The sequence below is a fragment of the Burkholderia pulmonis genome (genome assembly GCF_984667975.1).
In genome coordinates this window covers 1834208-1859400 of record NZ_OZ480187.1, presented here as the reverse complement: position 1 = coordinate 1859400, position 25193 = coordinate 1834208, and the positions used below count along the sequence as shown (strand labels likewise).

General features: G+C 67.8%; 23 protein-coding genes. 13 read left to right on the top strand and 10 right to left on the bottom strand.

Going from position 1 to position 25193, the window contains the following annotated elements:
* Positions 1 to 7: 7 nt before the first annotated feature.
* The 3 genes from AC5LXK_RS25095 to AC5LXK_RS25085 all read right to left on the bottom strand — a co-directional run bounded on the left by AC5LXK_RS25095 (position 8) and on the right by AC5LXK_RS25085 (position 3851).
* Entirely contained in the window at positions 8 to 1003 is a 996-nt protein-coding gene (locus AC5LXK_RS25095; protein WP_493391385.1) for an arabinose ABC transporter substrate-binding protein, read from the bottom strand.
* Positions 1004 to 1188: 185 nt separating this feature from the next.
* The gene (locus AC5LXK_RS25090) at positions 1189 to 3087 is read right to left on the bottom strand and encodes a peptidoglycan D,D-transpeptidase FtsI family protein (RefSeq protein WP_493391384.1); all 1899 of its coding nucleotides are present in this window, start codon (positions 3085 to 3087) and stop codon (positions 1189 to 1191) included.
* A 419-nt stretch (positions 3088 to 3506) separates the two neighbouring features.
* On the bottom strand, positions 3507 to 3851 hold the full coding sequence (locus AC5LXK_RS25085; RefSeq protein ID WP_493391383.1) for a DUF3564 family protein: 345 nt from the start codon (positions 3849 to 3851) through the stop codon (positions 3507 to 3509).
* A 651-nt stretch (positions 3852 to 4502) separates the two neighbouring features.
* Between AC5LXK_RS25085 and AC5LXK_RS25080 the strand changes: the two genes are divergently transcribed.
* Entirely contained in the window at positions 4503 to 5714 is a 1212-nt protein-coding gene (locus AC5LXK_RS25080; protein WP_493391382.1) for an SDR family oxidoreductase, read from the top strand.
* 57 nt (positions 5715 to 5771) lie between these two features.
* Here AC5LXK_RS25080 and hpaR read toward each other — a convergent pair whose 3' ends face one another.
* Positions 5772 to 6212 carry a homoprotocatechuate degradation operon regulator HpaR gene (gene hpaR / locus AC5LXK_RS25075; protein ID WP_493391381.1) on the bottom strand — a complete coding sequence of 147 codons (441 nt, stop codon included), beginning with the start codon at positions 6210 to 6212 and terminating at the stop codon, positions 5772 to 5774.
* 152 nt (positions 6213 to 6364) lie between these two features.
* On the opposite strand from hpaR, the gene AC5LXK_RS25070 reads away from it, so the two are divergent.
* Genes AC5LXK_RS25070 through hpaI form a run of 7 tightly spaced genes read left to right on the top strand, consistent with a single transcriptional unit; the run spans position 6365 to position 12274 of the window.
* A complete protein-coding gene (locus AC5LXK_RS25070) occupies positions 6365 to 7054 on the top strand; it encodes a fumarylacetoacetate hydrolase family protein (RefSeq protein ID WP_493391380.1) in 690 nt (229 codons plus the stop codon).
* Positions 7051 to 7815, top strand: a complete 765-nt coding sequence (locus tag AC5LXK_RS25065; protein ID WP_493391379.1) for a fumarylacetoacetate hydrolase family protein — start codon at positions 7051 to 7053, stop codon at positions 7813 to 7815. The genes AC5LXK_RS25070 and AC5LXK_RS25065 overlap by 4 nt, the downstream gene beginning before the upstream one ends.
* 22 nt (positions 7816 to 7837) lie before the next feature.
* Positions 7838 to 9301, top strand: a complete 1464-nt coding sequence (hpaE, locus tag AC5LXK_RS25060; protein ID WP_493384516.1) for a 5-carboxymethyl-2-hydroxymuconate semialdehyde dehydrogenase — start codon at positions 7838 to 7840, stop codon at positions 9299 to 9301.
* Between the two features lie 50 nt (positions 9302 to 9351).
* Positions 9352 to 10200, top strand: coding sequence for a 3,4-dihydroxyphenylacetate 2,3-dioxygenase (hpaD, locus tag AC5LXK_RS25055; RefSeq protein ID WP_493391378.1), 849 nt, complete (start codon positions 9352 to 9354; stop codon positions 10198 to 10200).
* Between the two features lie 38 nt (positions 10201 to 10238).
* Complete coding sequence (locus tag AC5LXK_RS25050) at positions 10239 to 10631, top strand: 5-carboxymethyl-2-hydroxymuconate Delta-isomerase (RefSeq protein ID WP_493391377.1); 393 nt, start codon at positions 10239 to 10241, stop codon at positions 10629 to 10631.
* Between the two features lie 20 nt (positions 10632 to 10651).
* Positions 10652 to 11455: a 2-oxo-hept-4-ene-1,7-dioate hydratase gene (hpaH, locus tag AC5LXK_RS25045; RefSeq protein WP_493391376.1), complete on the top strand. Its 804-nt coding sequence runs from the start codon at positions 10652 to 10654 to the stop codon at positions 11453 to 11455.
* 12 nt (positions 11456 to 11467) lie between these two features.
* Positions 11468 to 12274, top strand: coding sequence for a 4-hydroxy-2-oxoheptanedioate aldolase (gene hpaI / locus AC5LXK_RS25040; RefSeq protein ID WP_493391375.1), 807 nt, complete (start codon positions 11468 to 11470; stop codon positions 12272 to 12274).
* A gap of 84 nt (positions 12275 to 12358) precedes the next feature.
* Here hpaI and AC5LXK_RS25035 read toward each other — a convergent pair whose 3' ends face one another.
* Complete coding sequence (locus tag AC5LXK_RS25035) at positions 12359 to 13150, bottom strand: AraC family transcriptional regulator (protein WP_493391374.1); 792 nt, start codon at positions 13148 to 13150, stop codon at positions 12359 to 12361.
* A 95-nt stretch (positions 13151 to 13245) separates the two neighbouring features.
* On the opposite strand from AC5LXK_RS25035, the gene AC5LXK_RS25030 reads away from it, so the two are divergent.
* The gene (locus tag AC5LXK_RS25030) at positions 13246 to 13497 is read left to right on the top strand and encodes a hypothetical protein (RefSeq protein ID WP_493391373.1); all 252 of its coding nucleotides are present in this window, start codon (positions 13246 to 13248) and stop codon (positions 13495 to 13497) included.
* A gap of 46 nt (positions 13498 to 13543) precedes the next feature.
* On the top strand, positions 13544 to 14506 hold the full coding sequence (locus AC5LXK_RS25025; protein ID WP_493391372.1) for a quinone oxidoreductase family protein: 963 nt from the start codon (positions 13544 to 13546) through the stop codon (positions 14504 to 14506).
* A gap of 136 nt (positions 14507 to 14642) precedes the next feature.
* Here the strand turns inward: AC5LXK_RS25025 and AC5LXK_RS25020 are convergent, their stop codons facing one another.
* The 5 genes from AC5LXK_RS25020 to pdxR all read right to left on the bottom strand — a co-directional run bounded on the left by AC5LXK_RS25020 (position 14643) and on the right by pdxR (position 21622).
* Positions 14643 to 15734 (bottom strand): porin, encoded by a 1092-nt coding sequence (locus AC5LXK_RS25020; RefSeq protein ID WP_493391371.1) that lies wholly within the window; start codon positions 15732 to 15734, stop codon positions 14643 to 14645.
* A 159-nt stretch (positions 15735 to 15893) separates the two neighbouring features.
* Positions 15894 to 16961: an ABC transporter ATP-binding protein gene (locus AC5LXK_RS25015; protein WP_493391370.1), complete on the bottom strand. Its 1068-nt coding sequence runs from the start codon at positions 16959 to 16961 to the stop codon at positions 15894 to 15896.
* Positions 16954 to 18726 (bottom strand): ABC transporter permease, encoded by a 1773-nt coding sequence (locus AC5LXK_RS25010; protein ID WP_493391369.1) that lies wholly within the window; start codon positions 18724 to 18726, stop codon positions 16954 to 16956. The genes AC5LXK_RS25015 and AC5LXK_RS25010 overlap by 8 nt, the downstream gene beginning before the upstream one ends.
* A 100-nt stretch (positions 18727 to 18826) precedes the next feature.
* On the bottom strand, positions 18827 to 19927 hold the full coding sequence (locus AC5LXK_RS25005) for an ABC transporter substrate-binding protein (RefSeq protein WP_493391368.1): 1101 nt from the start codon (positions 19925 to 19927) through the stop codon (positions 18827 to 18829).
* A gap of 216 nt (positions 19928 to 20143) precedes the next feature.
* Positions 20144 to 21622, bottom strand: a complete 1479-nt coding sequence (gene pdxR, locus AC5LXK_RS25000) for a MocR-like pyridoxine biosynthesis transcription factor PdxR (protein ID WP_493391367.1) — start codon at positions 21620 to 21622, stop codon at positions 20144 to 20146.
* A 103-nt stretch (positions 21623 to 21725) separates the two neighbouring features.
* On the opposite strand from pdxR, the gene AC5LXK_RS24995 reads away from it, so the two are divergent.
* The 3 genes from AC5LXK_RS24995 (at position 21726) to AC5LXK_RS24985 (ending at position 25185) form a co-directional block, all read left to right on the top strand.
* Entirely contained in the window at positions 21726 to 22961 is a 1236-nt protein-coding gene (locus tag AC5LXK_RS24995) for a multidrug effflux MFS transporter (RefSeq protein ID WP_493391366.1), read from the top strand.
* A gap of 125 nt (positions 22962 to 23086) precedes the next feature.
* The gene (locus tag AC5LXK_RS24990) at positions 23087 to 23767 is read left to right on the top strand and encodes a response regulator (RefSeq protein WP_493391365.1); all 681 of its coding nucleotides are present in this window, start codon (positions 23087 to 23089) and stop codon (positions 23765 to 23767) included.
* A complete protein-coding gene (locus AC5LXK_RS24985; RefSeq protein ID WP_493391364.1) occupies positions 23764 to 25185 on the top strand; it encodes a sensor histidine kinase in 1422 nt (473 codons plus the stop codon). The genes AC5LXK_RS24990 and AC5LXK_RS24985 overlap by 4 nt, the downstream gene beginning before the upstream one ends.
* Positions 25186 to 25193: the final 8 nt, after the last annotated feature.

Genomic DNA, 25193 nt, shown 5'->3' with positions numbered 1-25193 from the left:
GGCAGGCTCACAGGCCGAGCGCGGCGCGCGCCTGCTTTTCGTTGTCGCGCGTGATCAGCGTGCCGGACGTCAGCACGAGCGGCGGCGGCGCCTGGTTCTTCGTGATCCAGTCGTACATGTTGATGCTCGTCTGGTAACCGTGCTGGCGCGGATTCAGCAGGATCGAGCCATAGAAGCCCGTCGGCTTCGGCTTCGCGAATTCGTTGAGCGCGACCTGGCTGCCGTTGATGCCGACCGCGACCATCGCGTCCGCGCCGATGCCGCGCCCCTCGGCGGCGCGCACCGCGCCGACCGTCGTGTCGTCGTTCGAGCCGAACGCGACCCAGCGCTTGAAGTTCGCATGCTTGGTGAACGCGATGTTCGCCGCGTTGAACGCGCCTTCGGTGTCGGCCGTCATCTCGGGCGCGTCGATCACGTTCGCGGCGGGAAAGCCGGCGGCCTTCAGCGCGTCGACCGCGCCGGTCGTGCGTTCGCGCGCGGTCGGCAACTGGTCGTACGCGATCCGGATGATGCCGACTTCGGCCGGATTCCAGCCGCGCCGCTTCGTTTCGTCCGCGATCGCCTGGCCGACCTGCTGGCCGATCTTGTATGCGGAGATGCCCATGTGCGGCACGCCCGGGAGCGGCGCGCCGTGGCCGTCGACGAGCTGGTCGTCGACCGACATCAGCTTCATCCCCGCCCGTTTCGCTTTTGCCGCGATGCCGGGGCCGAGCTTCACGTCGGGTGCGCAGATGATCACGCCTTGCGCCTTCTGAGCGGCGAGGCTGTCGAGTGCCGTCGACACCTTTTCGCCGCTCGGCGTCGCGATCTTGATCAGCGTGAAATGCTTTTCCTTCGCTGCCTGCTCGGCGAAGCGCCATTCGTCCTGGAACCACGGATCGTCCGGCTGTTTGACGAGGAAGCCGATTTTCACGTCGGCGGCATCGGCGGCGCGGGCCGGGGCGCCGCCCAGCAGCGTGACGCCCGCACAGGCCAGCACGAGCGTTTTCCAGTGGAATTGCATGCGTCTCTCTCCGTTTTTGTAGTCCGGCGCGCAGGCAAGGCCGCCTGCGGCGCGAAAAAATTGTAGGAGGACGCAGCGGGAACGCTCAAATAATGCAGCGTGTTCCTAGAGAGTGGGACGGGCGGGGCGGCGAATGTACGGGCGACGCGCGTGCCGCATCGCCCGTGCGGATGTTTCAGCTTGCTTCAGCTAGCGGCGGAAGCCTTTGCCGGTGCGGCCGTGCCGGCATGCACGGCTGTCTTGAGCGGTGCCGACGGCTTCTGCGAGGCAGCCGTTTTCGGCGGAACCGCTGCCTTCGGCGCCGCTACCGTCTTCTGCGGCGCGGCGGCCTTCGCCGGTGCATTCTTCTCGGGCTCGACCGGTGCATCGGGCGGCACGCCGAGCAACTGCAGCGAGCCGCTCGTGACCGATGCGAACACCGGGCCGGCCACGGTGCCGCCGTAGTAGCCCTTGCCGCGCGGCTCGTCGATCATCACCGCGACGATCAGGCGCGGGTTGCTCATCGGGGCCATCCCGGCGAACAGCGCGCGGTACTTGCCCTTTGCATAGGTTGCGCCGACCTGCTTGCGCGCGGTACCCGTCTTGCCGCCGATCCGGTAGCCGTCGACGCGCGCGCGGCGGCCCGTACCGCCTTCGCCGACCGCCATCTCGAGCATCGAGCGGATCGACGCGGCTGTCTGAGGCGACGTTACACGGTGGCCGCGATGCGCGTCGATCGTCTGCTGGTCGGTGCCGTTCTTCAGCAGCGACACCGGGTGCAGCGTGCCGTCGCCCGCATAGGCCGTGTAGGTCTGCGCGATCTGCAGCAGCGACATCGACAGCCCGTAGCCGTACGCCATCGTTGCCTGCTCGATTGGCCGCCAGCGCTTGTAGCCGCGCAGCCGGCCCGACGCGACGCCCGGGAACGTCAGTTCCGGCGCGCGGCCGATCCCGTACTCCTGGTATTTGTTCCAGATCGTTTCGGCGGGCAGGTTCAGCGCGAGCTTCGCGAGCGCGACGTTGCTCGATTTCTGAAGCGCCTGCGAGACCGTCAGCGACCCGTGGTTCGACGTGTCGTGGATCACGGCCGGGCCGATCTTGTAGGTGCCCGGCGACGTGTTGATGATCGTGTTCGGCGTGACCTTGCGTTCGTCGATCGACAGTGCGACGACGAGCGGCTTGATCGTCGAGCCCGGTTCGAACGTGTCGATCACTGCGCGGTTGCGCAACTGCTGGCCGGTGAGGCGCGCGCGGTCGTTCGGGTCGAAGGTCGGGTAGTTCGCAAGCGCGAGGATCTCGCCGTTCTGCGCGTCGAGCACGACGACGCTGCCGGCCTCCGCGTTGTTCTCGACGACGGCCGCCTTGAGCTGGCTGTACGCGAGCTGCTGGATCCGGCGGTCGATCGTCAGTTCGATCGTCGCGCCGTGCTGTGCGGGGACGAGCGGGCGCGTGTCCGACACGATGCGGCCGAGCCGGTCGCGGATCACCTCGCGCTGCCCCGACGTACCCTGCAGACGCGCATTCGCCGCGAGCTCGACGCCTTCCTGGCCCTTGTCCTCGACGTTCGTGAAGCCGACCACGTGCGCGGCCGATTCGCCTTCCGGATAGAAGCGCTTCGAATCGGCGATCTGCGTGACGCCGTCGATCGCGAGCTTGTCGAGGCGGCCCGCGGTATCGGCGTCGACCTGCCGCTTGAGCAGCACGAAGGTCTTCTCGTTGCCGAGGCGCCGCTTCACCTCGACGAGCGGCATGTCGAGCAGCTTCGCGATCTGCGGGTAGTCGGTATCGGCGACCTGTTTCGGGTTCGCCCAGATTTCATAGGTCGACAGGCTGACGGCGAGCATCGCGCCGTTGCGGTCGACGATGCGCCCGCGCATCGCATCGAGTTCGATCGTGCGCTGGTAGCGCTTCTGGCCCTGTCCGACGTAGAAATCCTGGTTCGCGACCTGCACCCAGAAAGCACGCGCGATCAGCGCGGCGAACGCGAGGAACACGATGATCACGACGAACCTCGAGCGCCACATCGGCAGGCGCGACGCGAGCATCGGATTCTTGGTCGCAGCCGCGTACGGATCGGCGGGGTGGGTCTTCTTTTTCACGCTCATGCAATGGCCGGGTCAGGCCGCCGGGCGGCGGCAAATCAGTCTGGATAATGCGATTGTAATAAATGAGTAAACACCGTGTGGGGAAAGTGTGTTCCGGCCCCGTGAAAAAACGTCAAATGGCGATTCGACCGCACGCGGAAACGGGGACAGGAACGGCGTGGCGAAGGCGGGAGGTCGGCGCTGCGGCACGCGATGATGCGGGCAGTGCGGCTGCGCGTCGATCCGCGTATGCGGATTCCGGTGCCGGTTGATCGCGGCCGTCGACGCAGCGCGATCAATTGCCCGCGCGTCGATTATTTCTTTATGCCTGAAAATGAAAAACGCCCCGAAAAGGGGCGTCGTTAATACTGAATATCGAAATGAATATCACTGATACCGGAATAAACCCGAAAACCGCAGACGATTCACGTCAATAATGCCTATCGCGCAACGGAAATGAATTCGCGGTATTCCGGCTGGGTCGTGCAGCGATCGACTTCCTGCAGCCGCCACGCACCGGCATGATCGCCGGCGAGCACGGCGGGGCCCTGTTCGCGCTGCGTCGCGTCGAACGACAGCCCCTTCAGCTGGCACACGGCGTTCCCGCTGTCGGCCGCGCAGAGCGCCATTGCGCCCTCGACGTCGCGGACCTTGCCCCAGGTCGGAAGATCGATGCCTTGATGTGCCTCGCGCGACCACAGCCCCTCGTCGGTGTCGACCCACAGTACCGCGAAGGAATGCCGGGTTGCCGATTCGCTGCCATTAATCCGAATGGTGAGGCGCATTGTGATCGTCTCCTAAAAAAATGACACATTCGACCGTTTTGACTTGATCAGTCTAGATAGACTGGTGTGAAACGCAAGTGTTAATCCGCAATAAATCCGTATTCAGTCTATTGCGGTTTCAGATGAAACGACGTCTGACGATTCGTGGTCATTCCCGAAGCCCGCGCCATGACGGGCATGACCGGCGCTCACCCCGCCGAGGCGCGCATCGACGACGCGCGAGACATGGGATGACATCGCCGCGGGGCGCGTCGATCTGTCGCGCGCGATCCGCCGCGGGAAACTGCGCCGACGCACGCGGCGCGGCGTCGTCCGAATGCTGCCCGACCGGATGTTTCAGCGTGTTGACGGCGAGGGCGGCTCGACACACTCCGACAATCACGTACAAAACGGCACACTTTCACGAAACTTTCGGGACAGACTTGCATTCGGTCGGGCCCCACACTGGGAACTTCCCGATCCTGTGCCGCGGACGCCCGTCCGCGGCGGCTGCCGCCGCCTCGTGCCAGAGACCCGATCGACGTGATCGCTGGCCGCATGCCCGATCGGGGCCGCCAGGGCGCGCGTCAGCCCCGGCCCGGCCGGTGAGCCGTGCGCAGCCCGCAACCGCGGGCGCCGCGCCGCCCGGCCGATTCATCGAAGGAGACTATCGTGCTGATCTGGAAAACCGCGTTGTCGCTCAACTGGCGGACGAGCCTCGTGTCGCCGGCCAGCGCACCGGTCGCGGCGGCGAACGTCGGACGGCTGGTGCTGACCGGCGCCACCGGCTTCATCGGCAGTACCGTGCTGACGGCGCTCGTCAATGCGGGGCTGCTCGACCGCATCGTCTGCGTCGTGCGTGCGCAGGACCGCGGCCATGCCGTCGCGCGGCTGCGCGAAGCGGCGCTGCGCGCGGGGCTCGCGCCGTACTGGGCATCGCGCCTGACCGATGCGAACGTGATTGTCGGCGCGCTCGGCGACGTGTGGCAGGGCGCCGATGCGCCGCGCCTTGCCGGTGCGACGCACGTGATTCACTGCGCCGGCCATGCGTCGCCGGCCGACGGCGTGCACCTGCAGGCCGACATCGCCGATGCGGTGCGCTTCGCCGAACGCTTTGCGCGCGCGCCGCGCCTGCAGCGCTTCGTGTACGTCGGCACGGCCTATGCGCATGCGGGCCGTGGCGGGATCGTGCAGGAGGAAGCGCTGGACGATGCGTCGAACGACGCGGCGCACAACGACGAAGGCCTGCCGGGCGCGGTGCTCGCGGCCGACTACCTGCACGCGAAGGCGGAAACGGAGCAGCGCCTGCGCGCGCTCGGGCTGCCGCTCGTCGTCGTCCGGCCGTCGCATGTGGTCGGCCATACGGTGCTCGGCACGCGGCCCGCGCCGAATTCGTTCTGGATGTTCCGGCTTGCGCATGCCGCGCGCCGCTTCACCGCGCGCCCGATGACGCGCATCGACATCGTGTCGGTGGACGACGTGGCGCGCGCGACGATGCTGCTGGCCGTCAAGCCGACGCTCGCGCACGACGTCTATCACGTGTCGGCCGGGGACGAAGCGCCGCAGGTCGCGCAGATCGTGCGGGCGATGGACGAGGCGGCGGGGATGACGGGGGCGCCGCGCTACGCGGCGTGCGCACCGGCCGAGTTGCCGCTCGTGGTGCGCGACGTGCTCGGGCGGCCCGATCCGGCGCTCGAGCGCGTGATCGGCCGCGCGTTGCAGCGCTGCGGGGAATTCGCGACGGTCGATCGCGTGTTCGACAACCGCCGCGTACGCGACGAAATCGATTTCGAGCCGTTGCCGTTCATCGATTACGTCGAGGAGTGCATGCGCACGTCGCGCGGCGTGGCCGTGACCGAGCTGATCCGCGGCGAGATCCACTGACCGCCGTGCTTCAAGGCCGGTGCCCGTTCCCGCGCATGGCGGGAACGGGCACCGGTGTCACGCGTGGCCGCCGAGCTCGATGAGCCGGTCGAGCGCGCGGTAGATGTCTTCGAGGCCGTCCTGGCCGAAGCGCGACTCGAGCTGCCGGTATTGCTCGTCGATGCGCGGACCGATTTCCGTCACCAGTTTCCTGCTTTGCGGCGTCAGGCTGACCAGCAGCCGGCGCTGATCTTCCTGCGCGCGCGTGCGCGTGATCAGGCCGTCGCGCTCCATCCGTTCCAGCACGCCCGTGAGGCTCGGGCTCAGGATGCAGCAGCGCCTGGCGATCTGTCCCGCTTCGAGCGCCTGCGCCGGTTCGCCGTCGAGCACGCGGATGATCCGCCATTGCTGTTCGGTCAGCGCGAATTCCTTGAGAATGGGGCGAAACAGACCCATCAGCGTTTCGCGGGCCTCGAGCAGCAGCATGGCCAGGTTGCGATGGTCGAGCGTACGGTTCATCGGGGTGGGTAGAGGACGGGGACGCATCAATCTTAACAGCCGGAGGTGGTGAATTTCGCGTATCAGGGTAATTGAGGTTGCCAGCGCCCGATTGTTTACTTAAGATATTAACTATTGACGATGCGCCGCGACGCGCGGCAGGGGAATGACGCATGGAGCTGTCTTGCACGACCGCCGCGGCGCCGCCGTTGCCGGTCGCCATCGGTACCGTCTACGGCGCGCTGCTCAACGAGCGCGCGGCGCTCGACGCGCTCGGCGACGCCGTGAACGCACCGCCTTACGGCCGCCCGCCGCAGGCGCCGATCCTGTACATCAAGCCCGCCAACACGCATGCGGCCGACGGGGCTGCCGTCGTCGTGCCGGCCGGCGTCGACGCGCTGGAGATCGGCGCATCGGTGGCCGTCGTGTTCGCCCGGCGCGCGACGCGCGTGGCGGCCGCGCAGGCGCTCGACTACGTGCACGGCTTCACGCTCGCGAGCGACGTGTCGGTGCCGCATCCCGATTACTACCGTCCGGCCGTGCGTTTCAAGTGCCGCGACGGGTTCTGCCCGCTGGGGCCGGCCATCGTGCCGGTCGCCGCGCTCGGCGATATCGACGCGATCGGCCTGACGGTACGGATCGACGGCGAGGTGGCCGTTTCCGCGTCGACCGCGACGCTGATCCGCCCGGTGCGCGAACTGATCGCCGACGTGACGGCCTTCATGTCGTTCGACGCGGGTGACGTGCTGTTGCTCGGCGTCGCGGGCGGCGCGCCGCGCGCCCGCGCGGGCAGCACGATCGAGATCGCCGCGGCCGGCATCGGCACGTTGCGGCACACGCTGATTGCGGAGGAAGCACGATGAAGACGGCGCGCGTGATCTACAACGGCGCACTGCATGCCGCCGAACCGGCCGGCGACGGCACGATCCGCCTCGATACGGGGCGCGTGGTCGCCGAGGATGGGGTGTCGTGGCTGCCGCCCGTCGCACCGCGCACGACGTTCGCGCTCGGCCTGAACTACGCCGACCACGCGAAGGAACTCGCGTTCAAGGCGCCGAGCGAGCCGCTGATCTTCCTGAAGGGGCCGAACACGTTCGTCGGCCACCGGTCGCGCACCGTGCGTCCGGCGGATGCGACGCACATGCACTACGAGTGCGAACTGGCCGTCGTGATCGGCCGGCCCGCGCGCAACGTGAGCCGCGCGCAGGCGCTCGACTACGTGGCCGGCTATACGGTCGCGAACGACTACGCGATCCGCGACTATCTCGAGAACTACTACCGCCCGAACCTGCGCGTGAAGAATCGCGACACCTGCACGCCGCTCGGGCCGTGGTTCGTCAGCCGCGACGAGATCGGCGACGCGGGCGACCTGACGCTGCGCACGACCGTGAACGGCCAGGAGACGCAGCGCGGCAGCACGCGCGACATGATTTTCGACGTGCCGGCCCTGATCGAGCACATCAGCGGCTTCATGACGCTCTCGCCGGGCGACCTGATCCTGACCGGCACGCCCGAGGGGCTGGCGGACACGAAGCCGGGCGACGAGGTCGTGACCGAAATCGAAGGAATCGGCCGGCTCGTGAACACGATCGTCGGCGAAGCAGACTACTATCGCGCCGGCTGAGCCCGTCGCCCAAGGAGAGCACATGACCATCAAGCACTGGATCGGCGGCCGTGAAGTGGAGAGCCGCGAAACCTTCACGACGCTGAACCCCGCGACGGGCGAAGTCATCACCGACGTTGCGTCGGGCGGCGAGGCCGAGGTCGATGCGGCCGTGCGCGCGGCGAAGGAAGCGTTTCCGAAGTGGGCGAACACGCCGGCGAAGGAGCGCGCGAAGCTGATGCGCAAGCTCGGCGAGCTGATCGAGAAGAACGTGCCGATGCTTGCGGCGCTGGAAACGCAGGATACCGGGCTGCCGATCGCGCAGACGAGCAAGCAGCTGATTCCGCGCGCGTCCGAGAACTTCAATTTCTTCGCGGAAGTGTGCGTGCAGATGAACGGGCGCACGTACCCGGTCGACGACCAGATGCTGAACTACACGCTGTACCAGCCGGTCGGCGTGTGTGCGCTGGTGTCGCCGTGGAACGTGCCGTTCATGACAGCGACGTGGAAGACGGCGCCGTGTCTCGCGCTCGGTAATACGGCCGTGCTGAAGATGTCGGAGCTGTCGCCGCTGACGGCCGACCAGCTCGGCCGGCTCGCGCTCGAAGCCGGCATTCCGCCCGGCGTGCTGAACGTCGTGCAGGGCTATGGCGCAACCGCCGGCGACGCGCTCGTGCGGCATCCGGACGTGCGTGCGGTGTCGTTCACCGGCGGCACCGTCACCGGCAAGCGCATCATGGAGCGCGCCGGTCTCAAGAAGTATTCGATGGAGCTCGGCGGCAAGTCGCCGGTGCTGATCTTCGACGACGCCGATTTCGATCGCGCGCTCGACGCGTCGCTGTTCACGATCTTCTCGATCAACGGCGAACGCTGTACGGCGGGCTCGCGGATCTTCGTGCAGCGCACGATCTACGATCGCTTCGTGCAGGAATTCGCGCGCCGCGCGAACAACCTGGTGGTCGGCGATCCGGCCGATCCGGGCACGAACCTCGGCGCGATGATCACGCGCCAGCACTGGGAGAAGGTGACGGGCTACATCCGCATCGGCGAGCAGGAGGGCGCGCGCGTGGTCGCGGGCGGCGCGGACAAGCCGGCCGGGCTGCCGGACCATCTGCGCAACGGCAACTTCGTGCGGCCGACCGTGTTCGCCGACGTCGACAACCGGATGCGCATCGCGCAGGAAGAGATCTTCGGGCCGGTTGCCTGCATCATCCCGTTCGAGGACGAAGACGAAGGGCTGCGGCTCGCGAACGACACGGCGTACGGCCTCGCGTCGTACATCTGGACGCAGGACGTCGGCAAGGTGCATCGCCTTGCACGCGGGATCGAGGCCGGCATGGTGTTCGTGAACAGCCAGAACGTGCGCGACCTGCGCCAGCCGTTCGGCGGCGTGAAGGAGTCGGGCACCGGGCGCGAAGGCGGCGAATACAGTTTCGAAGTGTTCGCGGAGATCAAGAACGTGTGCATCTCGATGGGTTCGCATCACGTTCCGCGCTGGGGCGTGTGACGGGCGCGCGACGCGACGATTCGCTGCAAGAACCATACGGAGACTGAACGATGGGCAAACTGTCCCTCGCCGCGAAAATCACGCACGTGCCGTCGATGTACCTGTCGGAGTTGCCCGGCAAGCATCACGGCTGCCGTGAGGCGGCGATCCGCGGCCACCAGCTGATCGGCGAGCGCTGCCGTGCGCTCGGCGTCGACACGATCGTCGTGTCGGACGTGCACTGGCTTGTCAACGCGGGCTATCACGTGAACTGCAATGCCCGGTTCTCGGGCACCTACACGAGTAACGAGCTGCCGCATTTCATCCGCGACATGCAGTACGCGTATCCGGGCAATCCGGCGCTCGGCCGGCTGATCGCCGAGACGGCCACCGAGCGCGGCATCGCGACGCGCGCGCACGAGATCGACAGCCTCGAACTCGAATACGGCACGCTGGTGCCGATGCGCTACATGAACGCCGACCAGCATTTCAAGGTCGTGTCGATCGCCGGCTGGTGCATGTGGCACCAGCTCGACGAAAGCCGCCGCTTCGGCGAGGCGCTGCTCGAAGCGATCGAGAAGAGCGATTCGAACGTCGCGTTCCTCGCGAGCGGCTCGCTGTCGCACCGCTTCAACGACAACGGCAGCCCCGAGGAATCGATCCACCAGATCAGCCGCGAATTCTTCCGGCAGGTCGACCTGCGCGTGGTCGAGCTGTGGAAGCAGGGCGATTTCAAGACCTTCTGCGCGATGCTGCCCGAGTACAACACGCATTGCCACGGCGAAGGCGGGATGCACGACACGGCGATGCTGCTCGGACTGCTCGGCTGGGATCGTTACGACAAGCCCGTCGAGATCGTCACCGACTATTTCGCGAGTTCGGGCACCGGGCAGATCAACGCGATCTTCCCGCTGGCCTGAGCGCCGCAGTCTGCCAAGCAATCGACCGGAGATTAGCCATGCCTCATATCGTCGTCGAATACACCGCGAACATCCGCGACGACGCGCGCATCCCCGTGCTGCTGCACACGATCAACGCGTCGCTGATCGCACAGGGCGGCGTGTTCCCGACCGGCGGCATCCGCTCGCGCGCGATCGAACTGCAGGACTACTGCGTGGCCGACGGCACGGGGGACGACGCATTCGTCCACGTAACGCTGAAGATCGGCTCGGGCCGCACCGACGCGCAGAAAAAAGCCGCATGCGACGCGCTGTTCGACGCGATCAAGGCGCATTTCGCCGACCTTTACGCGAAACGCTATCTCGCGCTGTCGATGGAGCTGACCGAGTTCAGCGAAAGCGGCTCGTACAAGCACAACAACATTCACGCCCGCTACAAGCGGGCCGGCTGAACCTCATTCCCGATCCAACCATGCTCGAACCCGCCATCATCGACCAGCTCGCGCAGCGTCTGCACGACGCCGAGCGCGAGCGCAAGCAGATCCGCCAGATCTCGCTCGACCATCCCGACATCACGATCGACGACGCGTATGCGATCCAGCGCGCGTGGGTGACCCTCAAGCTCGCGGAAGGCCGCACGCTGAAGGGGCACAAGATCGGCCTCACGTCGAAGGCGATGCAGAATACGTCGCAGATCGACGAGCCCGACTACGGTGCGCTGCTCAACGACATGTTCTTCGAAGACGGCGGCACGATCCCGACCGGCCGCTTCATCGTGCCGCGCGTCGAGGTCGAGCTCGCGTTCGTGCTCGGCAAGCGGCTCACCGGTCCGAACTGCACGATCTTCGACGTGTACGACGCGGTCGACTACGTCGTGCCGGCGCTCGAGATCATCGACGCGCGCAGCCAGTCGATCGACCCCGACACGAAACGCCCGCGCAAGGTGTTCGACACGATCGCCGACAACGCGGCGAACGCGGGCGTCGTGATCGGCGGCCGGCCGGTGCGGCCGCAGGACGTCGACCTGCGCTGGGTCGCGGCGATCATGTCGCGTAACGGCGTGGTCGAGGAAACGGGTGTCGCGGCCGGCGTGCTGAACCATCCGGCGAACGGCGTCGCATGGCTCGCGAACCGGCTGTCGCGCTTCGACGTCGCGCTGGAGCCGGGGCAGATCGTGCTCGGCGGCTCGTTCACGCGGCCGTGCGCGGCGCGATCGGGCGACACGTTCAGCGTCGACTACGGCCCGCTCGGGACGATCCAGTGCTACTTCGAGTGAGGTGAGCGAACGATGCAGATTCCGTCGAATGTCTTCAAGGCCGCGCTGGCACGCGGCGATGCGCAGGTCGGGCTGTGGCTCGGGCTCGCGAATCCGTACAGCGCCGAGGTCGTCGCGGGCGCCGGTTTCGACTGGCTGCTGATCGACGGCGAGCATGCGCCGAACACGGTGCCGACGATCCTCGCGCAGTTGCAGGCGATCGCGCCGTACCCGTCGCATCCGGTCGTGCGCGTGCCGTGGAACGATCCGGTGATCGTCAAGCAGGTGCTCGATCTCGGCGCGCAGACGCTGCTCGTGCCGATGGTGCAGAGCGCCGACGAAGCGCGCGCGGCCGTGGCTGCGACGCGTTACCCGCCGCACGGGATTCGCGGCGTCGGCAGTGCGCTGGCGCGGGCGTCGCGCTGGAATCGCGTCGGCGACTACCTGCATCGCGCGAACGACGAGATGGCCGTACTCGTGCAGGTCGAGACGCGCGCGGGGCTCGATGCGATCGATGCGATTGCGCGGGTCGACGGTGTCGACGGCGTGTTCATCGGGCCGGCCGACCTGGCGGCCGACCTCGGGCATCTCGGCAATCCGGGGCATCCGGACGTGCAGGCCGCGATCGACGGCGCGATCCGGACGATCAAGGCGGCCGGCAAGGCGCCGGGCATTCTCAGCGCGGATGAAGCGGCCGCGCGGCGCTACCTGGAAGCGGGGGCATTGTTCGTCGCGGTCGGTGTCGATACGACGCTGCTCGCGAGGAGTGCGGAGCGGCTGGCCGCGCAGTTCAAGGAGCAGGGCGGCGAAGCCGTGAAAAAGGGCGACGGCACCTATTGACGATGCGCGCCGGGCGGCGGTTTTCGACTTGCCGGACGGGCCGCCTTTCGCCGTGCATGCGCCATGCAGCATGCATGGCCGCATCTATTCCTCCACGCGCCGTCCCGCCTCCAGATACTTTCCCGGCGTCGTCCCCAGCGTACGCCGGAACATGTCGATGAACGCGCTCACGTTGTCATACCCGAGATCGAGCGCGATGGTCGTCACCGGCACGCCGTCGGCAATGCGCTCCAGCGCCCGCAGCAGCCTGGCCTGCTGACGCCACTGCGCGAACGTCAGCCCCGTCTCGGCGACGAAGCGGCGGCTCATCGTCCGCGCGCTGATGCCGGCCCATTCGGCCCATTCCTCCAGCCGCCGGTTGTCCGCGAGATCCGCGGCCAGTGCATCGGTGATCTTCACGAGCCGCGGATCCTGCGGCCGTACCAGCCCCAGCGCTTCGACCTCCGACGCCGCGATTTCATCGAGGATCACGTCGGCGATCCGCGTCTGCGCGGCGTCCAGTTCCGAATCGCCCCAGCTTGCCGCGCGCTGCACGGCTTCGCGCAGCAGCGGCGTCGTGCGGATCGCGCGCGGCGTGGCCGGCAGCGCCGCGCAGCGTGCCTCGGCGATGAACGCCGACCAGCCGGAAATCGGTCCGAACGAGCGCAGCGAATGCCGGCAATGCGGCGGAATCCAGATTGCGTGGATCGCCGGCACGACCCAGTCCTGATCGTCGAGACCGATCGTCACCAGCCCGCTCAGCGCACCGACGAGCTGGCCGCGCGCATGTGAATGCGCGGCGGTCACACGCGGGTCGCGCTGCGACAGCACGGCGGCGACCACGAACGGGCCGTCGTCGGACGTGACGAATCGGGCGGGCAGCAGCGGATCGGACATGGCTGGATCTCGGTATCGAATGGCTGTTATACCGGAGATCGGCCGGCTTCGCACGCCTACACTGCGTCCATCGATGACAACCGGAGTACGACGCGATGCGAGCCGAACAGATGCTTCCCGACCATGCCGACCAGATTGAAACCGGCGGAACGACGATCCGCAAGGGTACCGTCGGCGCGTTCCTGGCCAACGCGCGTGTGTTGACCGACCCGAATGCCGCGCCGGCGGACCGGGCGCGCGCGGAAGCCGACGCGATCGACGCGTTGCCCGCGCTCCGCGCGCTCGGCCTGTTCGACGTGCTCGAAGTGCGCGATCCCGCGCTGCGCGCGTGGCTCGACGCACGCTGACGCACACCGGATCCGTCGATCGAGATCCCCGATTCAAGGAGTCAACATGAAAGCAGCAGTCGTGACGGGCGCCGGCGAGCGTCCCGTCCAGATGGAATTCGATGCGCCGCACGCGATGCCGGGCCACCGCCTGATCGACGTGACGGCGTCCGCATTGAGCCGGATCGCACAGGCACGTGCGTCGGGCAAGCATTACTCGTCGAACGGCCGTTATCCGTTCGTCGTTGGCGTCGACGGCGTCGGCCGTCTCGATGATGGCCAACGCGTCTACTTCTTCGGCGCTCCCGCGCCGTTCGGCGCGATGGCCGAGCGCACGATCGCGCCCGATACGCAGTGCGTGCCGCTGCCGGACTCGCTCGACGACGTCACGGCCGCGGCGATCGCGATTCCCGGGATGTCGTCGTGGGCGGCGCTGACCGAACGTGCGCAGCTCGTCGCGGGCGAGACGGTGCTCGTCAACGGTGCAACGGGTACGTCGGGTCGGCTGGCGGTGCAGATCGCGAAGCATCTCGGCGCCGCGAAAGTGATCGCGACGGGCCGCAATGCGGCCGCGCTGCAGGCGTTGCTGAATGCCGGCGCGGATGCCGTCGTGTCGTTGCAGCAGGACGACGCGCACCTGACGCGGGCGCTCGAACCGCATTTCCGGGCGGGCGTGGATGTCGTGCTCGACTATCTGTGGGGCGCCAGCGCGCAGACGCTGCTGGTGGCCGCCGCGAAGGCAACACCCGAGGGCCGCCGGCTGCGTTTCGTGCAGATCGGCTCGATCGGCGGCGCGGACGTGCTGCTGCCGGGCGCCATCTTGCGTGCGACCGCGATCGAACTGATGGGCAGCGGCATCGGCAGCGTGTCGCTGCCGCGTTTGCTGGTGTCGGTGCGCGGCGTGTTCGATGCGGCCGGGCCGGCGGGTCTCGCGATCGACACGCGCACGGTGCCGCTGTCGGCGGTCGGCGAGCACTGGAGCGATGTGAACAGTCTCGTGCGCCCGGTATTCACGATGCGCGGCGAATGAGCGGCGTATCGAAACGCGGCAGGCCGCAGGCGGCATGAGGGGCGAACTGCGCGGCAGCGATCGGCCGATCGCCGTCATGCCGCCGCGCGTGGCGTGAGGAAAGGGCGGCCGACCGTTGTCGACCGCCGGGGCAGCGTCAGAACCGCTGCTGAATCCCCGCCGTGACGCCGACCTGCGTGGTGCCGTATCCGTTGACATCGCGCGAGACGCCGACCTTCTGCCCATGCTGCGCGATCGCGAACGCACCGGCTGCGTACAGCACCGTCCGTTTCGACAGCGCGTAATTCGCACGCACCGACACGAGCGTCGGGTCGGCATCCGTGCCGCCCTTGATGTTCTGGTGATAGACGGCCGCGATCAGCGAGAACGTCGGCGTGAACTGGTACGACCCGCCGAGCCAGTACATGTCGCTCAGCTGGTTCGCGGCCGAGGTTTGGTACGTGCGCCGATAGTTGCGATACCCGGCCATCGTCTTCAGGTTGCCGAAGTCGTAGCTCAGGCCCGCGTGGATGCCCTGGATGTAGTTGACCGTGTCGGCCGGCGTGACGCTGTCGGCCGCGCCGTTCTGCCGGTCGAACGTGACGACGGCCGCGAACGGGCCCGTCTCGTAGCCGAGCGCGACGTCGTATTTCGAGCTGGTCTTCATGCTGCCCGGCACGTTCCCGAAACCGTACAGCGCACCGAACTTGAAGCCGCTGAATTCGCCGTCGTAGCGCACCGCATTCGACGAGCGCGTGAACAGGCCGTCCTTGCGGCCGCCCGTGGCCATCGACGACGTCGCCCACGAATAGTTTTGCGCGTAACCCATCGGGTCGAACGGCAGCATGTAGTCGTAGGTGACGGTGAAGTTGCGGCCGAGCGACAGTTCGCCCCATTTGCCTTTCAGGCCGACCGTCGCGCGGCGCGCGAAGATCGAATCGGGGCCATCGTCGAGCGCGCCGTTCGCGATGTCGATCCCGCTTTCGAGGCGGAACACGGCCTTCAGCCCGCCGCCGAGATCCTCGACGCCGCGCAGGCCCCAGCGCGATGTGTTCTTGTTGCCCGACTTGAGCTTGACCGAATTGCCGCCTTCCGGCGCCGCATGGTTCGTGAATTCGATGCCGGCGTCCATGATCCCGTACATCGTGACCGACGACTGCGCGTGCGCGGCGCCTGCCGCGAGGCCGGCGACGGCGGCCGATCCGGTCAGGACGGCGGCGCGAAGGGAACGTTCTGCGCGTGACTTCATTGACGGTGTCTCCTTGGTTCTTGTGGGTTGGGTGAATCGGTTACGGCGCGCGACGGCCCGCGGCGGATGCCGGGAAGCGTCCGCCGGACAAACTCGTCATCGCATGGCGGGGTGCGCGCGGAGGACGTGCGCGGCGGCGCATGAGCCGCCGCGACCGGGTCAGCCCGCTTTCGCGAACGCCCAGCAGTCGTTGGTCGGGAATTCGATCCAGTGCTTGCCGGCCGCGCGCGGCACGTGGCCGAACGCGCGCAGGCGCATGTCGCCGCAATGAAACAGGTATTCCCAGCGGTCGCCGAGATACATCGACGTGACGAGGTCGGCCTGCAGCCGGTTCGCGCCCGGGCCGTCGGTGACCTGCACGCGTTCGAGGCGGATCACGGCCTGCGCGTCCTGGCCCGGCGCAAGCGTGTCGCGGGCGAGGGCGCGCAGCTCCCAGCCGTCGCCGGCGAGCGTCACGCATTCGCCGTCGATCGCGGCGACGCGCGCGTCGATCCGGTTGTTGCTGCCCATGAACTCGGCCGTGTACAGCGAGCGCGGCGCGCCGTACAGCTCGGCCGGCGTGCCTTCCTGTTCGATGCGGCCGTTGCGCAGCAGCAGGATGCGGTCGGACATCGCCATCGCCTCGGTCTGGTCGTGCGTCACGCACAGGGCCGACAGCCCGAGCGACACGATCAGTTCGCGCAGCCACGCACGCGCTTCCTCGCGCAGCTTCGCGTCGAGGTTCGACAGCGGCTCGTCGAGCAGGATCACCGGCGGGTTGTAGACCAGAGCGCGCGCAATCGCGACACGCTGCTGCTGGCCGCCCGACAGCTGGTGCGGAAAGCGCTCCGCGAGATGGCCGAGGCCGAGCTGGTCGAGCGCGGTCTGCACGCGGCGCTTCTGTTCGGCCGGTGCGACACGGCGCAGCTTCAGCCCGTAGCCGACGTTGTCGGCGACGGTACGGTGCGGCCACAGCGCGTACGACTGAAACACGAGGCCGAGCGAGCGTTGTTCGACGGGCAGGTCGATGCGTTGCGCGCCGTCGAAGAACACGCGGTCGTCGAGCTGGATGCGCCCGTCGGACGGCTGTTCGAGGCCGGCCACCGCGCGCAGCAGCGTGGTCTTGCCGCTGCCCGACGCGCCGAGCAGGCACACGACTTCACCGGCCTTCAGTTCGAACGACACGCCCTTGAGGATCGGATTGGTGCCGTAGCTGAGATGCAGGTCGTCGACGATGAGCTTATCCATGAAGTTTCACTCCGAAGCGCAGGGCCACGCCGAGACCGGCGCCGACCATCGCGATGTTGATGACAGAAAGCGCGGCAACCTGGTCGACGGCGCCGGTCGCCCACAGCGACACGAGCAGCGCGCCGATCACTTCGGTGCCGGGCGACAGCAGGTAGACGGCCGTCGAGTATTCGCGCTCGAAGATCATGAAGATCAGCAGCCACGCGGCGAGCAGGCCGAAGCGCACGAGCGGCAGCGTCACGTCGAGCGACACGCGGCTGCGCGTCGCGCCGACGCTGCGGCCGGCTTCCTCGAGTTCCGGGCCGACCTGCAGCAGCGCGCTCTGGATGAGACGCATCCCGTATGCGAGCCACACGACCGTGTACGCGATCCAGATGCTCCACATCGAGTTCTTCAGTTCACGCAGGCCCGGCACGAACAGGAAGATCCACAGGAATGCGAGGCCGGCGAGCAGCCCGGGCACCGCGCGCGGCAGCAGCACGATGTAGTCGAGCAGCCTGGTCGCCCAGTCGGGGCGGCGGTGGCCTGCGAACGCGACGAGCGAGTAGAAGCCGACCGCCAGTGCGCCGCCGATCACGCCGATGCCGAGCGTGTTGACGATCGCGCGCACCAGGTTGTCCTGCTCGAACAATTCGATGAAGTTCGACAGCGTCAGCACCTCGGCGAGCGCGACGCCTTCGCCCCAGTTGGTCACGAATGCGCGCAGCACGATGCCCGAGATCGGCACGATCACCGTCAGCATCAGCCACAGCGCGACGATCGCGAGCGCGACCCAGCGCCACACGCCGAGCGGCAGCACCGTCGCGCGGCCGGCCTTGCCCTTCACGGTGACGAAGCGGTTCGCGGTCTTCAGCAGGCGGCGCTGCAGCAGCACGAGCGGGAACGTGATCGCGACGATGCACACGGCGACCGCGGCCATCAGGTGATACGACGGCACGCCGAGCTTGTTGGTCAGCTTGTACAGGTAGGTCGCGAGCACGAGGTGGCCTTCCGGATCGCCGAGCACGAGCGGCAGCCCGAACACCTCGAAGCCGAGGAAGAACACGAGCACGCCGGCGAACAGCAGCGCGGGCATCGTCATCGGCAGGCTCACGTCGAGCGCGACGCGGAACGGGCGGGCGCCCGTCACGCGCGCGGCTTCCTCGACGTCCGAGCCGAGGTTGCGCAGCGCGGCCGACGAGTACAGGTACACGTGCGGCACGTGCGTGAGGCCGACGATCACCGTGATCGCGAAGATCGAGTACACGTTCCAGGGCACGTTCTGCACCCCGAACAGTTCCTTGAACCACACCGAGTAGAAGCCGACCGGGCCGGCCGCGACCACGTAGCCGAACGCGAGCACCATCGGCGACACGAACACCGGCGTGAGCAGCAGCGGCTCGAGCCAGCGGCGGCCGGGCAGGTCGGTGCGCACCATCAGGAACGCGAGGATGCCGCCGAGCGGGATCGAGATGAACAGCATCCCGCCGGCGATGATGAAGGAGTTCTTCACGGCCGACCAGAAGTCGGGATCGCTGAAGATGAAGCGGAAACCTTCGATGCCGAGCGTCTTGTTCGCGTCGAAGAACGGCGCGGACAGCAGGCTCTGGAACAGGATGAAGCCGAGCGGCAGTGCGACCGCGATGGTCAGCACCGCGACGACGATCCAGCGCAGCATGCCGGCGAGCGGCTGCAGGCTGTTGGCCGGCAGCGCGGGAATTGCGTCGCGCGGGCCGGTGGCGGGCGGAACGGCCGGTGCCGCCCCGCGTGTGCTGGTTGAAAGCATGAGTTCGCCCCTGCGGCCATCCGGATGGCCGCCTCAAGGAAGTCGGTAAGGGGAAGGGGCCGCCCGCGCGATGTGCGGCGGGCGGCCGGCAGTCAGCGGATCAGCGCTTGATCGCCTGCTGCCATTGCTTCAGGAAGGCGAGGCGCTTCGACTGGTCGAGATAGACGAGCAGGCCGGTGCCGATCTGGATCGGCTTCAGCGAATCGCCGAGTTCCTTCGACAGGCTCGCGGCCGACGTTTCGCCGGTCACGTCCGCGCGGATCGCGTACAGGTTCGCCTGGTTCGCGATCAGCGTCTGGCCGCGCTTCGACAGCAGGTAGTCGACCCACAGCTTCGCGGCGTTCGGGTTCTTCGCCTTCTTCGAGACCGTGGCGAGGCGGCTCACGACCTGCGTGTAGTCCTTCGGAAACACGTAGCCGATCGACTTGTCCTTCTTCGCCTTTGCGTAGGCATACGAACCGATGATGTTGTAGCCGATCAGGTTCTCGCCCGACGAGATGCGTTCCATCATCGCGCCCGTGCTCGACTGCAGCTTCGGGCCGGTCGCGCCGATCGCCCTCACGAGCTCCCACGTGACCTTCTCGTTCACGTGTGCATCCTGCGTCAGGTAGTTGAAGCCGACGCCCGATTTCTCGATGTCGTAGGTCGTGACCTTGCCCTTGAACTTGTCGGCCTGCGTGGTGAGCAGCTTGATCAGGTCGGCGCGCGTCGTCGGCACCTCGTTCTCGGGGATCAGGCGCTTGTTGTAGACGATCGCGAGCGGCTCGAACGTCGTGCCGTACGCCTGCTTCTGGTACTGCGCCCATTGCGGCACGTTCGGGCTTTCAGGCGAATCGTAGGACGCCATCAGGCCGTCGTTGACGAGCTTGACCTGCAGGTCCATCGCCGAGCTCCACAGCACGTCGGCGCTGGTGCTGCTCGCCGCGTTCTCGCTGATGTAGCGGTTGTACAGCTCGGTGCTGTTCATGTCGTTGTACTCGACCTTCACGCCGTACAGGCTTTCGAAGTCCTTGATCAGCGGGCGTACGAGGCCCGTGTCGGTCGTCGAGTAGACGATCAGCTTGCCTTCCTTCTTCGCGGCGTCGATCACGCCCTGGTAGTTACCCGGATACCCGGCCGGAACCTGCGCGGCGGCGCTGCCGGCAGCAGTGCCCAGGACGATCGCCAGCGCGGCGGCGAGGTGCTTCGGTGCAAACGGCATGTCTTCCTCCAGTTACGCATAGTGTTGTTCGAGTGACGCGGATGTTAATTGCGGGGCACTTTCAGCCTGCTTTCATTTCCGTTCGCAATCGTGCCGTTTGTGTCATGGATTTCCCGAGGTCGAAGCGGCAGCAGCAGCGGGTTACGCGGCGCGCGGCACGGTTCGAGCGGGGCAAGAAGCGAGGGGGGACAGGCGCGGGAACGCCGGCAACGACAGCTATGCAGAGGCCGTCAGCAGCTTGCCGAGGACGCGGCCGCCATGGCGCGCGTGCGCGGCGGTCAGTGCCGAGTACCCGATGACGACGCCGGCTTCGCGCCGGGCGCTGCGACAGAATCCGCGGATCGGCTGCAACTCGACGCCGGCCGCGCGGGCCTGAGCGACACAGGTGGCGTCATCCATGCCGGGCGGCAGCCACAACACGAAATGAAAGCCCGCGTGCTCGCCGGACACGGTGTACCGCCCGCCGGCGTGCTTCGCGAGCTGGTCGAGCACGATGTCGCGTCGCTGGCGGTACGCGTGGCGCGCGGCGCGCAGGTGCTTCGCAAAATCGCCGTGCGCGATGAAACGGGCGAGCGCCAGCTGGGGCGCCACGCCAACCGCGCGCGCGGTTGCGTGCCACACGGCCGACAGCGCCGGCCGCAGTGCTGTCGGCACGACCATGAAGCCGATGCGCAGCCCGGAGAACAGCGTCTTGTTGAACGACCCGCAGTAGATTACGCGGTCGCATGCGTCGAGCGATTTCAGCGCGGGCAGCGGGGCGGTCTGGTAGCTGAACTCGCCGTCGTAGTCGTCCTCGATGACCCATGTGCGGTGGCGCTGCGCCCAGTCGAGCAGTTCGAGCCGGCGCGAGACCGACATCGTGATGCCGAGCGGCGCCTGATGGGCCGGCGTCACGTACGCGGCGCGTGCATCGGGATGGCGATCCAGCGCTGCGGTGTCGATGCCTTCGCGATCGACCGGAACGTCGATCACGGTCGCGCCCGCGATCGTGAAAATCTGCCACGCCGACGCATAGCCGGGATCTTCCATCAGCACCGTCGAGCCGGGCGTGAGCAGCGTGCGCGCGACGAGATCGATCGCGTTACGGATGCCGGTCGTGATGAAGATGTCGTCGGCTCCGCACGGGATGCCGCGGTATTCGCGCAGGTACGCGGCGATTTCGGCGCGCAGGCTTTCGACGCCTTGCGCCGGCGTCGCGCCGAGATCGTTCGCCGTCGCGGCCAGCAGGCTCGCGCCGAGCGCCTTTTTCCAGGGCTGCATCGGCATCAGGCCGGGATCGGCGAGCCGTGCGACGAACGGAATGCCCGGACGCACGCCGTGCTCCGGCTCGGCCGCGCCTGCTTCGCTCGCCGGTGCGGCGGTCTCGGCCACGCTGTTGTCGCGCGACTGCGCGGCCGCGCGCAGATAGCTGTCCGGCACCACCGCGCAGACGCGCGTCCCCGCGCCTTGCGTGCGTGCGATGTAGCCCTCCGAGCACAACCGGTCGTATGCCGCTTCGACGGTCCCGCGGGCGACACCCCAGCGCGCAGCGAGCGTCCGGCTGGACGGCAGCGGGCTGTCGCCGGGCAGCAGGCGCTTCAGGATCGCGTCGCGAATCGTGTCGGCGATGCATTCCTGCTTCGATTGCGGGCTACCGGCCGACAGCCCGGCAGGGCAAGGCAGATCAAGCGGAATCGCGGCTTTGCCTCGCGGCATAGTGGTCCAGTCGATGGTCGATTTAATGGACCTTCAGATTATATCACTTTCCCCTTAGATTGCAGTCGATCCCACCCATCCTGACCGGAAACGGACTTACCGCATGAATACGCGTTCATTACCCCGATGGGGCTGGCTGTTCCTGTTGATGCTCGTCGTGTGCCTGCCGCGCGTCACGATCGATGCGTACCTGCCGTCGCTGCCCGCGATGGCGGACGCGCTGCACGGCACCGACGCGCAATTGCAGCTCACGCTGACCCTCTACATGGTCGGCTACGCGCTTTCCATGCTCGTGTCGGGGCCGTTGTCGGACCGTTATGGCCGCCGTCCCGTGCTGCTCGGCGGCCTGTGCCTGTACGTCGTCGCGAGCGTCGCGTGCACGCTGGCGACCGGCATTCCCGCGCTCATCGCCGCGCGCATGCTCCAGGCGCTCGGCGGCTGCAGCGGCACCGTGATCGGGCGCGTCATCGTGCGCGAGCGTTTTCCGGCCGCGACGCAGGCCACGATGCTCGGCCATATCTCGGCCGGCATGGCGCTGTCACCGGTGGTCGCGCCGCTGGCCGGCAGCGCGATTGCCGAGTGGCTCGGCTGGCGCGGCGTGTTCGGATGGCTGGCGGCGGGCGGGCTGATAGCGACCGCGATGGTGCTGCGCTACCTGCCCGAGACCCGCGAGCGCGATGCGCGGCCGGCGCCGGGCCCCGGGCTCCTGCGGACGTACGCAGGCCTGCTGCGCGACCGCCGGTTCCTGCGCTACTCGCTGGCGATCAGCTTCGCTTACTGCACGTACTATCCGTTCATCGCGGAATCGTCGACGCTGTTCCAGCGGCAGATCGGCGTGTCCGGCCCGGTTTATGCCGCGATCTTCGGCGTGACGGTGGTCGGCTACCTGATCGGCTCGAGCGCGTTTGCGCGGACCAGCAGGCGCTGGAGCCCCGATTTCGTCATCGCGGCGGCGGCAGCCGTCAACCTGGCCGGCACCGCCGTGCTGTGGGTCGGCGGCGCGATCGCCCCGATGGCGGTGGCGGCGCTCGTCGTGCCGATGTTCGTCGTGATGATCGCCGTCGGGATCGCGATCCCGGCCTGCCAGTTCGCGGTGATGCAGCCGTACACGAAGATCGCCGGCACGGCATCGGGGCTGTTCTTCTTTATCCAGATGGGGATCACGGCCGCGTGCGGCGGCGTGCTGGCGTGGCTGTCGGACGGCACCGCGCACCCGATGATCGTCGTCACGGTCGGCGCGAGCGTCGCGTTCGTCGCGGTGGTCGTCGGGTTTCGCGAGCGGAGCGCGGCAGGCGATGCGCGCTTCGCGACGGGCGGCCGTTCTGCGGTCGAGCGCTGAGCGGCGGCCGTCACGGACGGGCGCGGCGGCTCCGCGACACCCGCGCAACCCGTGTTTCCGCGAGGCGTCGGCATGGAAAGGATCATGTAATGTAGCGGCCTGTCGCTGACCTTCCCGGAATCCCCATGCGTGTGCTGCTCGTCGAAGACAATCCGAACCTGGCCCAGTCGCTGAGCGACGCGCTGAGCGCCGCACGCTTCGCGGTCGACCACATGGCGGACGGCGAGGCGGCGGACCACGTGCTGCGCACGCAGGATTACGCGCTGGTGATCCTCGATCTCGGGCTGCCGAAGCTCGACGGGCTGGAGGTGCTGCGGCGGTTGCGCGCACGCCGCAACCCGGTGCCGGTGCTGATCCTCACCGCGCACGGGTCGGTCGAGGATCGCGTGAAGGGGCTCGATCTCGGCGCCGACGACTATCTCGCGAAGCCGTTCGAGCTGACCGAACTGGAGGCGCGCGCCCGCGCGCTGATCCGGCGCAGCCTCGGCCACGAGCATTCGCGCGTCGAATGCGGGCCGCTTTCGTACGACAGTATCGACCGAAGCTTCCATCTCGCGGGCGAACCGCTGTCGCTCACGCCGCGCGAGCGCTCGGTGCTCGAGGTGCTGATCCTGCGCAACGGGCGCGCGATCAACAAGGACACGCTGTCGGAGAAGATCTTCGGGCTCGACGAGTCGGTCAATGCCGATGCGATCGAAATCTACGTGTACCGGTTGCGCAAGAAGCTGGAGAACACGGGCATCGCGATCGTCACGTTGCGCGGGCTCGGCTACTTGCTCGAAGCGAAGGCGGAGCACGCGGAATGACCCGCCCGAACCTGCGCACGCAGGTCGCGCTGTGGCTGCTGCTGCCGCTGCTCGGCCTGCTCGCGCTCGACTCGTGGCTCACGTACCAGCGCGCGATGAGCGCTGCGCACGTCGCGTTCGACCGCACGCTGTCGTCGTCGCTGAAGTCGATCCGCGAAGGCGTGCGGCTCAACGACGGCGAAATCGAGGTCGACCTGCCGTATCTCGCGCTCGAAATGCTCGAGTCGAGCGACGGCGGCAAGATCTACTACCTGATCCGCGAAGACAACGGCCACACGATCACCGGCTATCCGGATCTGCCGCTGCCGCAGGGGCTCGATGCGGGCGACGGCGCGCTGTTCGTCACGCGCTACTACGACGTCGTGTATCGCGGCGAACAATTGCGGATGGCCGCGCTGCGCATCCCGGTGCACGACGTGCCGACCGCGCAGTCGCGCATCGTGTGGGTGATGGTCGGCGAGACGATCGAGGCGCGCCAGGCGCTGGCACGCGAGATCCTGGTCGGGTCGCTGTTGCAGGAAGGGCTGCTCGTCGTGCTCGCCCTCGGGATCGTGTGGCTCGGCGTCGGGCGCGGGCTGCGTCCGCTGAACCGGCTGTCGGCCACCGTGGCCGCACGCAGCGAGGACGACACGACGCCGCTCGATACCGGGGCGATGCCGAGCGAACTCGCGCCGCTCGTCGATTCGATCAACCAGTACATCGGCCGCACGCAGCGCATGCAGGTTGCGCGGCGCCGCTTCTTCGCCGATGCGGCGCATCAACTGAAGACGCCGCTCGCGGCCGTGCAGGCCGGCGTCGAGCTTGCGCTGCGGCCCGACGAGCAGCCGCGCGCGAACGGGCACCTGCGGCGCGCGAACGGCGCGGTGCGGCAGGCCGCGAAGATCGTCCAGCAGCTGCTGTCGCTGTCGCGGCTCGATTCGGACAGCGGTCATGCGGTCGCGCACAAGCCGGTCGCGCTACACCGGCTCGCGCGCAGCGTGACGCTCGACTGGTCGCCCGTCGCGCGTGCGCGCGACATCGATCTCGGCTTCGAGCACGAGGCCGACGTCGACGTGCTCGGGCAGTCCGACCTGCTCGGCGAGATGATCGGCAATTTGATCGACAACGCGATCCGCTATGCGGGCGACCATGCGGTGATCACGGTGCGCGTATCGCACGACGGCGAGCACGCGCGGCTCGACGTGATCGACAACGGGCCGGGTATTCCGGTGGACGAGCGTGACGCGGTGTTCGAGCGCTTCCATCGCGGCAGCAAGACGCAGACGGTCGAGGGGACGGGGCTCGGGCTGTCGATCGTGCGGGAGATCGCACGCGTGCATCAGGGCAGCGTGGCTCTTGCCGACGCGGCCGGCGGCGGGCTGGTCGTCACGATCCGGCTGCCGGCGGTGGTGAGCGAGGCGGTGCCACGCGCCGCGTGACGGCGCGT

Excerpts from the sequence above, each read along its gene's own strand:
- hpaI (WP_493391375.1), top strand. The coding sequence starts at position 11,468 with ATGCAGATTCCGTCGAATGTCTTCAAGGCCGCGCTGGCACGCGGCGAT.
- AC5LXK_RS25035 (WP_493391374.1), bottom strand. The coding sequence starts at position 13,150 with ATGTCCGATCCGCTGCTGCCCGCCCGATTCGTCACGTCCGACGACGGC.
- hpaD (WP_493391378.1), top strand. The coding sequence starts at position 9,352 with ATGGGCAAACTGTCCCTCGCCGCGAAAATCACGCACGTGCCGTCGATG.
- AC5LXK_RS25070 (WP_493391380.1), top strand. The coding sequence starts at position 6,365 with ATGGAGCTGTCTTGCACGACCGCCGCGGCGCCGCCGTTGCCGGTCGCC.
- AC5LXK_RS24990 (WP_493391365.1), top strand. The coding sequence starts at position 23,087 with ATGCGTGTGCTGCTCGTCGAAGACAATCCGAACCTGGCCCAGTCGCTG.
- AC5LXK_RS25095 (WP_493391385.1), bottom strand. The coding sequence starts at position 1,003 with ATGCAATTCCACTGGAAAACGCTCGTGCTGGCCTGTGCGGGCGTCACG.
- AC5LXK_RS25065 (WP_493391379.1), top strand. The coding sequence starts at position 7,051 with ATGAAGACGGCGCGCGTGATCTACAACGGCGCACTGCATGCCGCCGAA.
- AC5LXK_RS25015 (WP_493391370.1), bottom strand. The coding sequence starts at position 16,961 with ATGGATAAGCTCATCGTCGACGACCTGCATCTCAGCTACGGCACCAAT.
- AC5LXK_RS25005 (WP_493391368.1), bottom strand. The coding sequence starts at position 19,927 with ATGCCGTTTGCACCGAAGCACCTCGCCGCCGCGCTGGCGATCGTCCTG.
- hpaE (WP_493384516.1), top strand. The coding sequence starts at position 7,838 with ATGACCATCAAGCACTGGATCGGCGGCCGTGAAGTGGAGAGCCGCGAA.
- AC5LXK_RS25020 (WP_493391371.1), bottom strand. The coding sequence starts at position 15,734 with ATGAAGTCACGCGCAGAACGTTCCCTTCGCGCCGCCGTCCTGACCGGA.
- AC5LXK_RS25025 (WP_493391372.1), top strand. The coding sequence starts at position 13,544 with ATGAAAGCAGCAGTCGTGACGGGCGCCGGCGAGCGTCCCGTCCAGATG.
- AC5LXK_RS25085 (WP_493391383.1), bottom strand. The coding sequence starts at position 3,851 with ATGCGCCTCACCATTCGGATTAATGGCAGCGAATCGGCAACCCGGCAT.
- AC5LXK_RS24985 (WP_493391364.1), top strand. The coding sequence starts at position 23,764 with ATGACCCGCCCGAACCTGCGCACGCAGGTCGCGCTGTGGCTGCTGCTG.
- hpaR (WP_493391381.1), bottom strand. The coding sequence starts at position 6,212 with ATGAACCGTACGCTCGACCATCGCAACCTGGCCATGCTGCTGCTCGAG.
- pdxR (WP_493391367.1), bottom strand. The coding sequence starts at position 21,622 with ATGCCGCGAGGCAAAGCCGCGATTCCGCTTGATCTGCCTTGCCCTGCC.
- AC5LXK_RS25050 (WP_493391377.1), top strand. The coding sequence starts at position 10,239 with ATGCCTCATATCGTCGTCGAATACACCGCGAACATCCGCGACGACGCG.
- AC5LXK_RS25010 (WP_493391369.1), bottom strand. The coding sequence starts at position 18,726 with ATGCTTTCAACCAGCACACGCGGGGCGGCACCGGCCGTTCCGCCCGCC.
- AC5LXK_RS25090 (WP_493391384.1), bottom strand. The coding sequence starts at position 3,087 with ATGAGCGTGAAAAAGAAGACCCACCCCGCCGATCCGTACGCGGCTGCG.
- hpaH (WP_493391376.1), top strand. The coding sequence starts at position 10,652 with ATGCTCGAACCCGCCATCATCGACCAGCTCGCGCAGCGTCTGCACGAC.
- AC5LXK_RS24995 (WP_493391366.1), top strand. The coding sequence starts at position 21,726 with ATGAATACGCGTTCATTACCCCGATGGGGCTGGCTGTTCCTGTTGATG.
- AC5LXK_RS25030 (WP_493391373.1), top strand. The coding sequence starts at position 13,246 with ATGCGAGCCGAACAGATGCTTCCCGACCATGCCGACCAGATTGAAACC.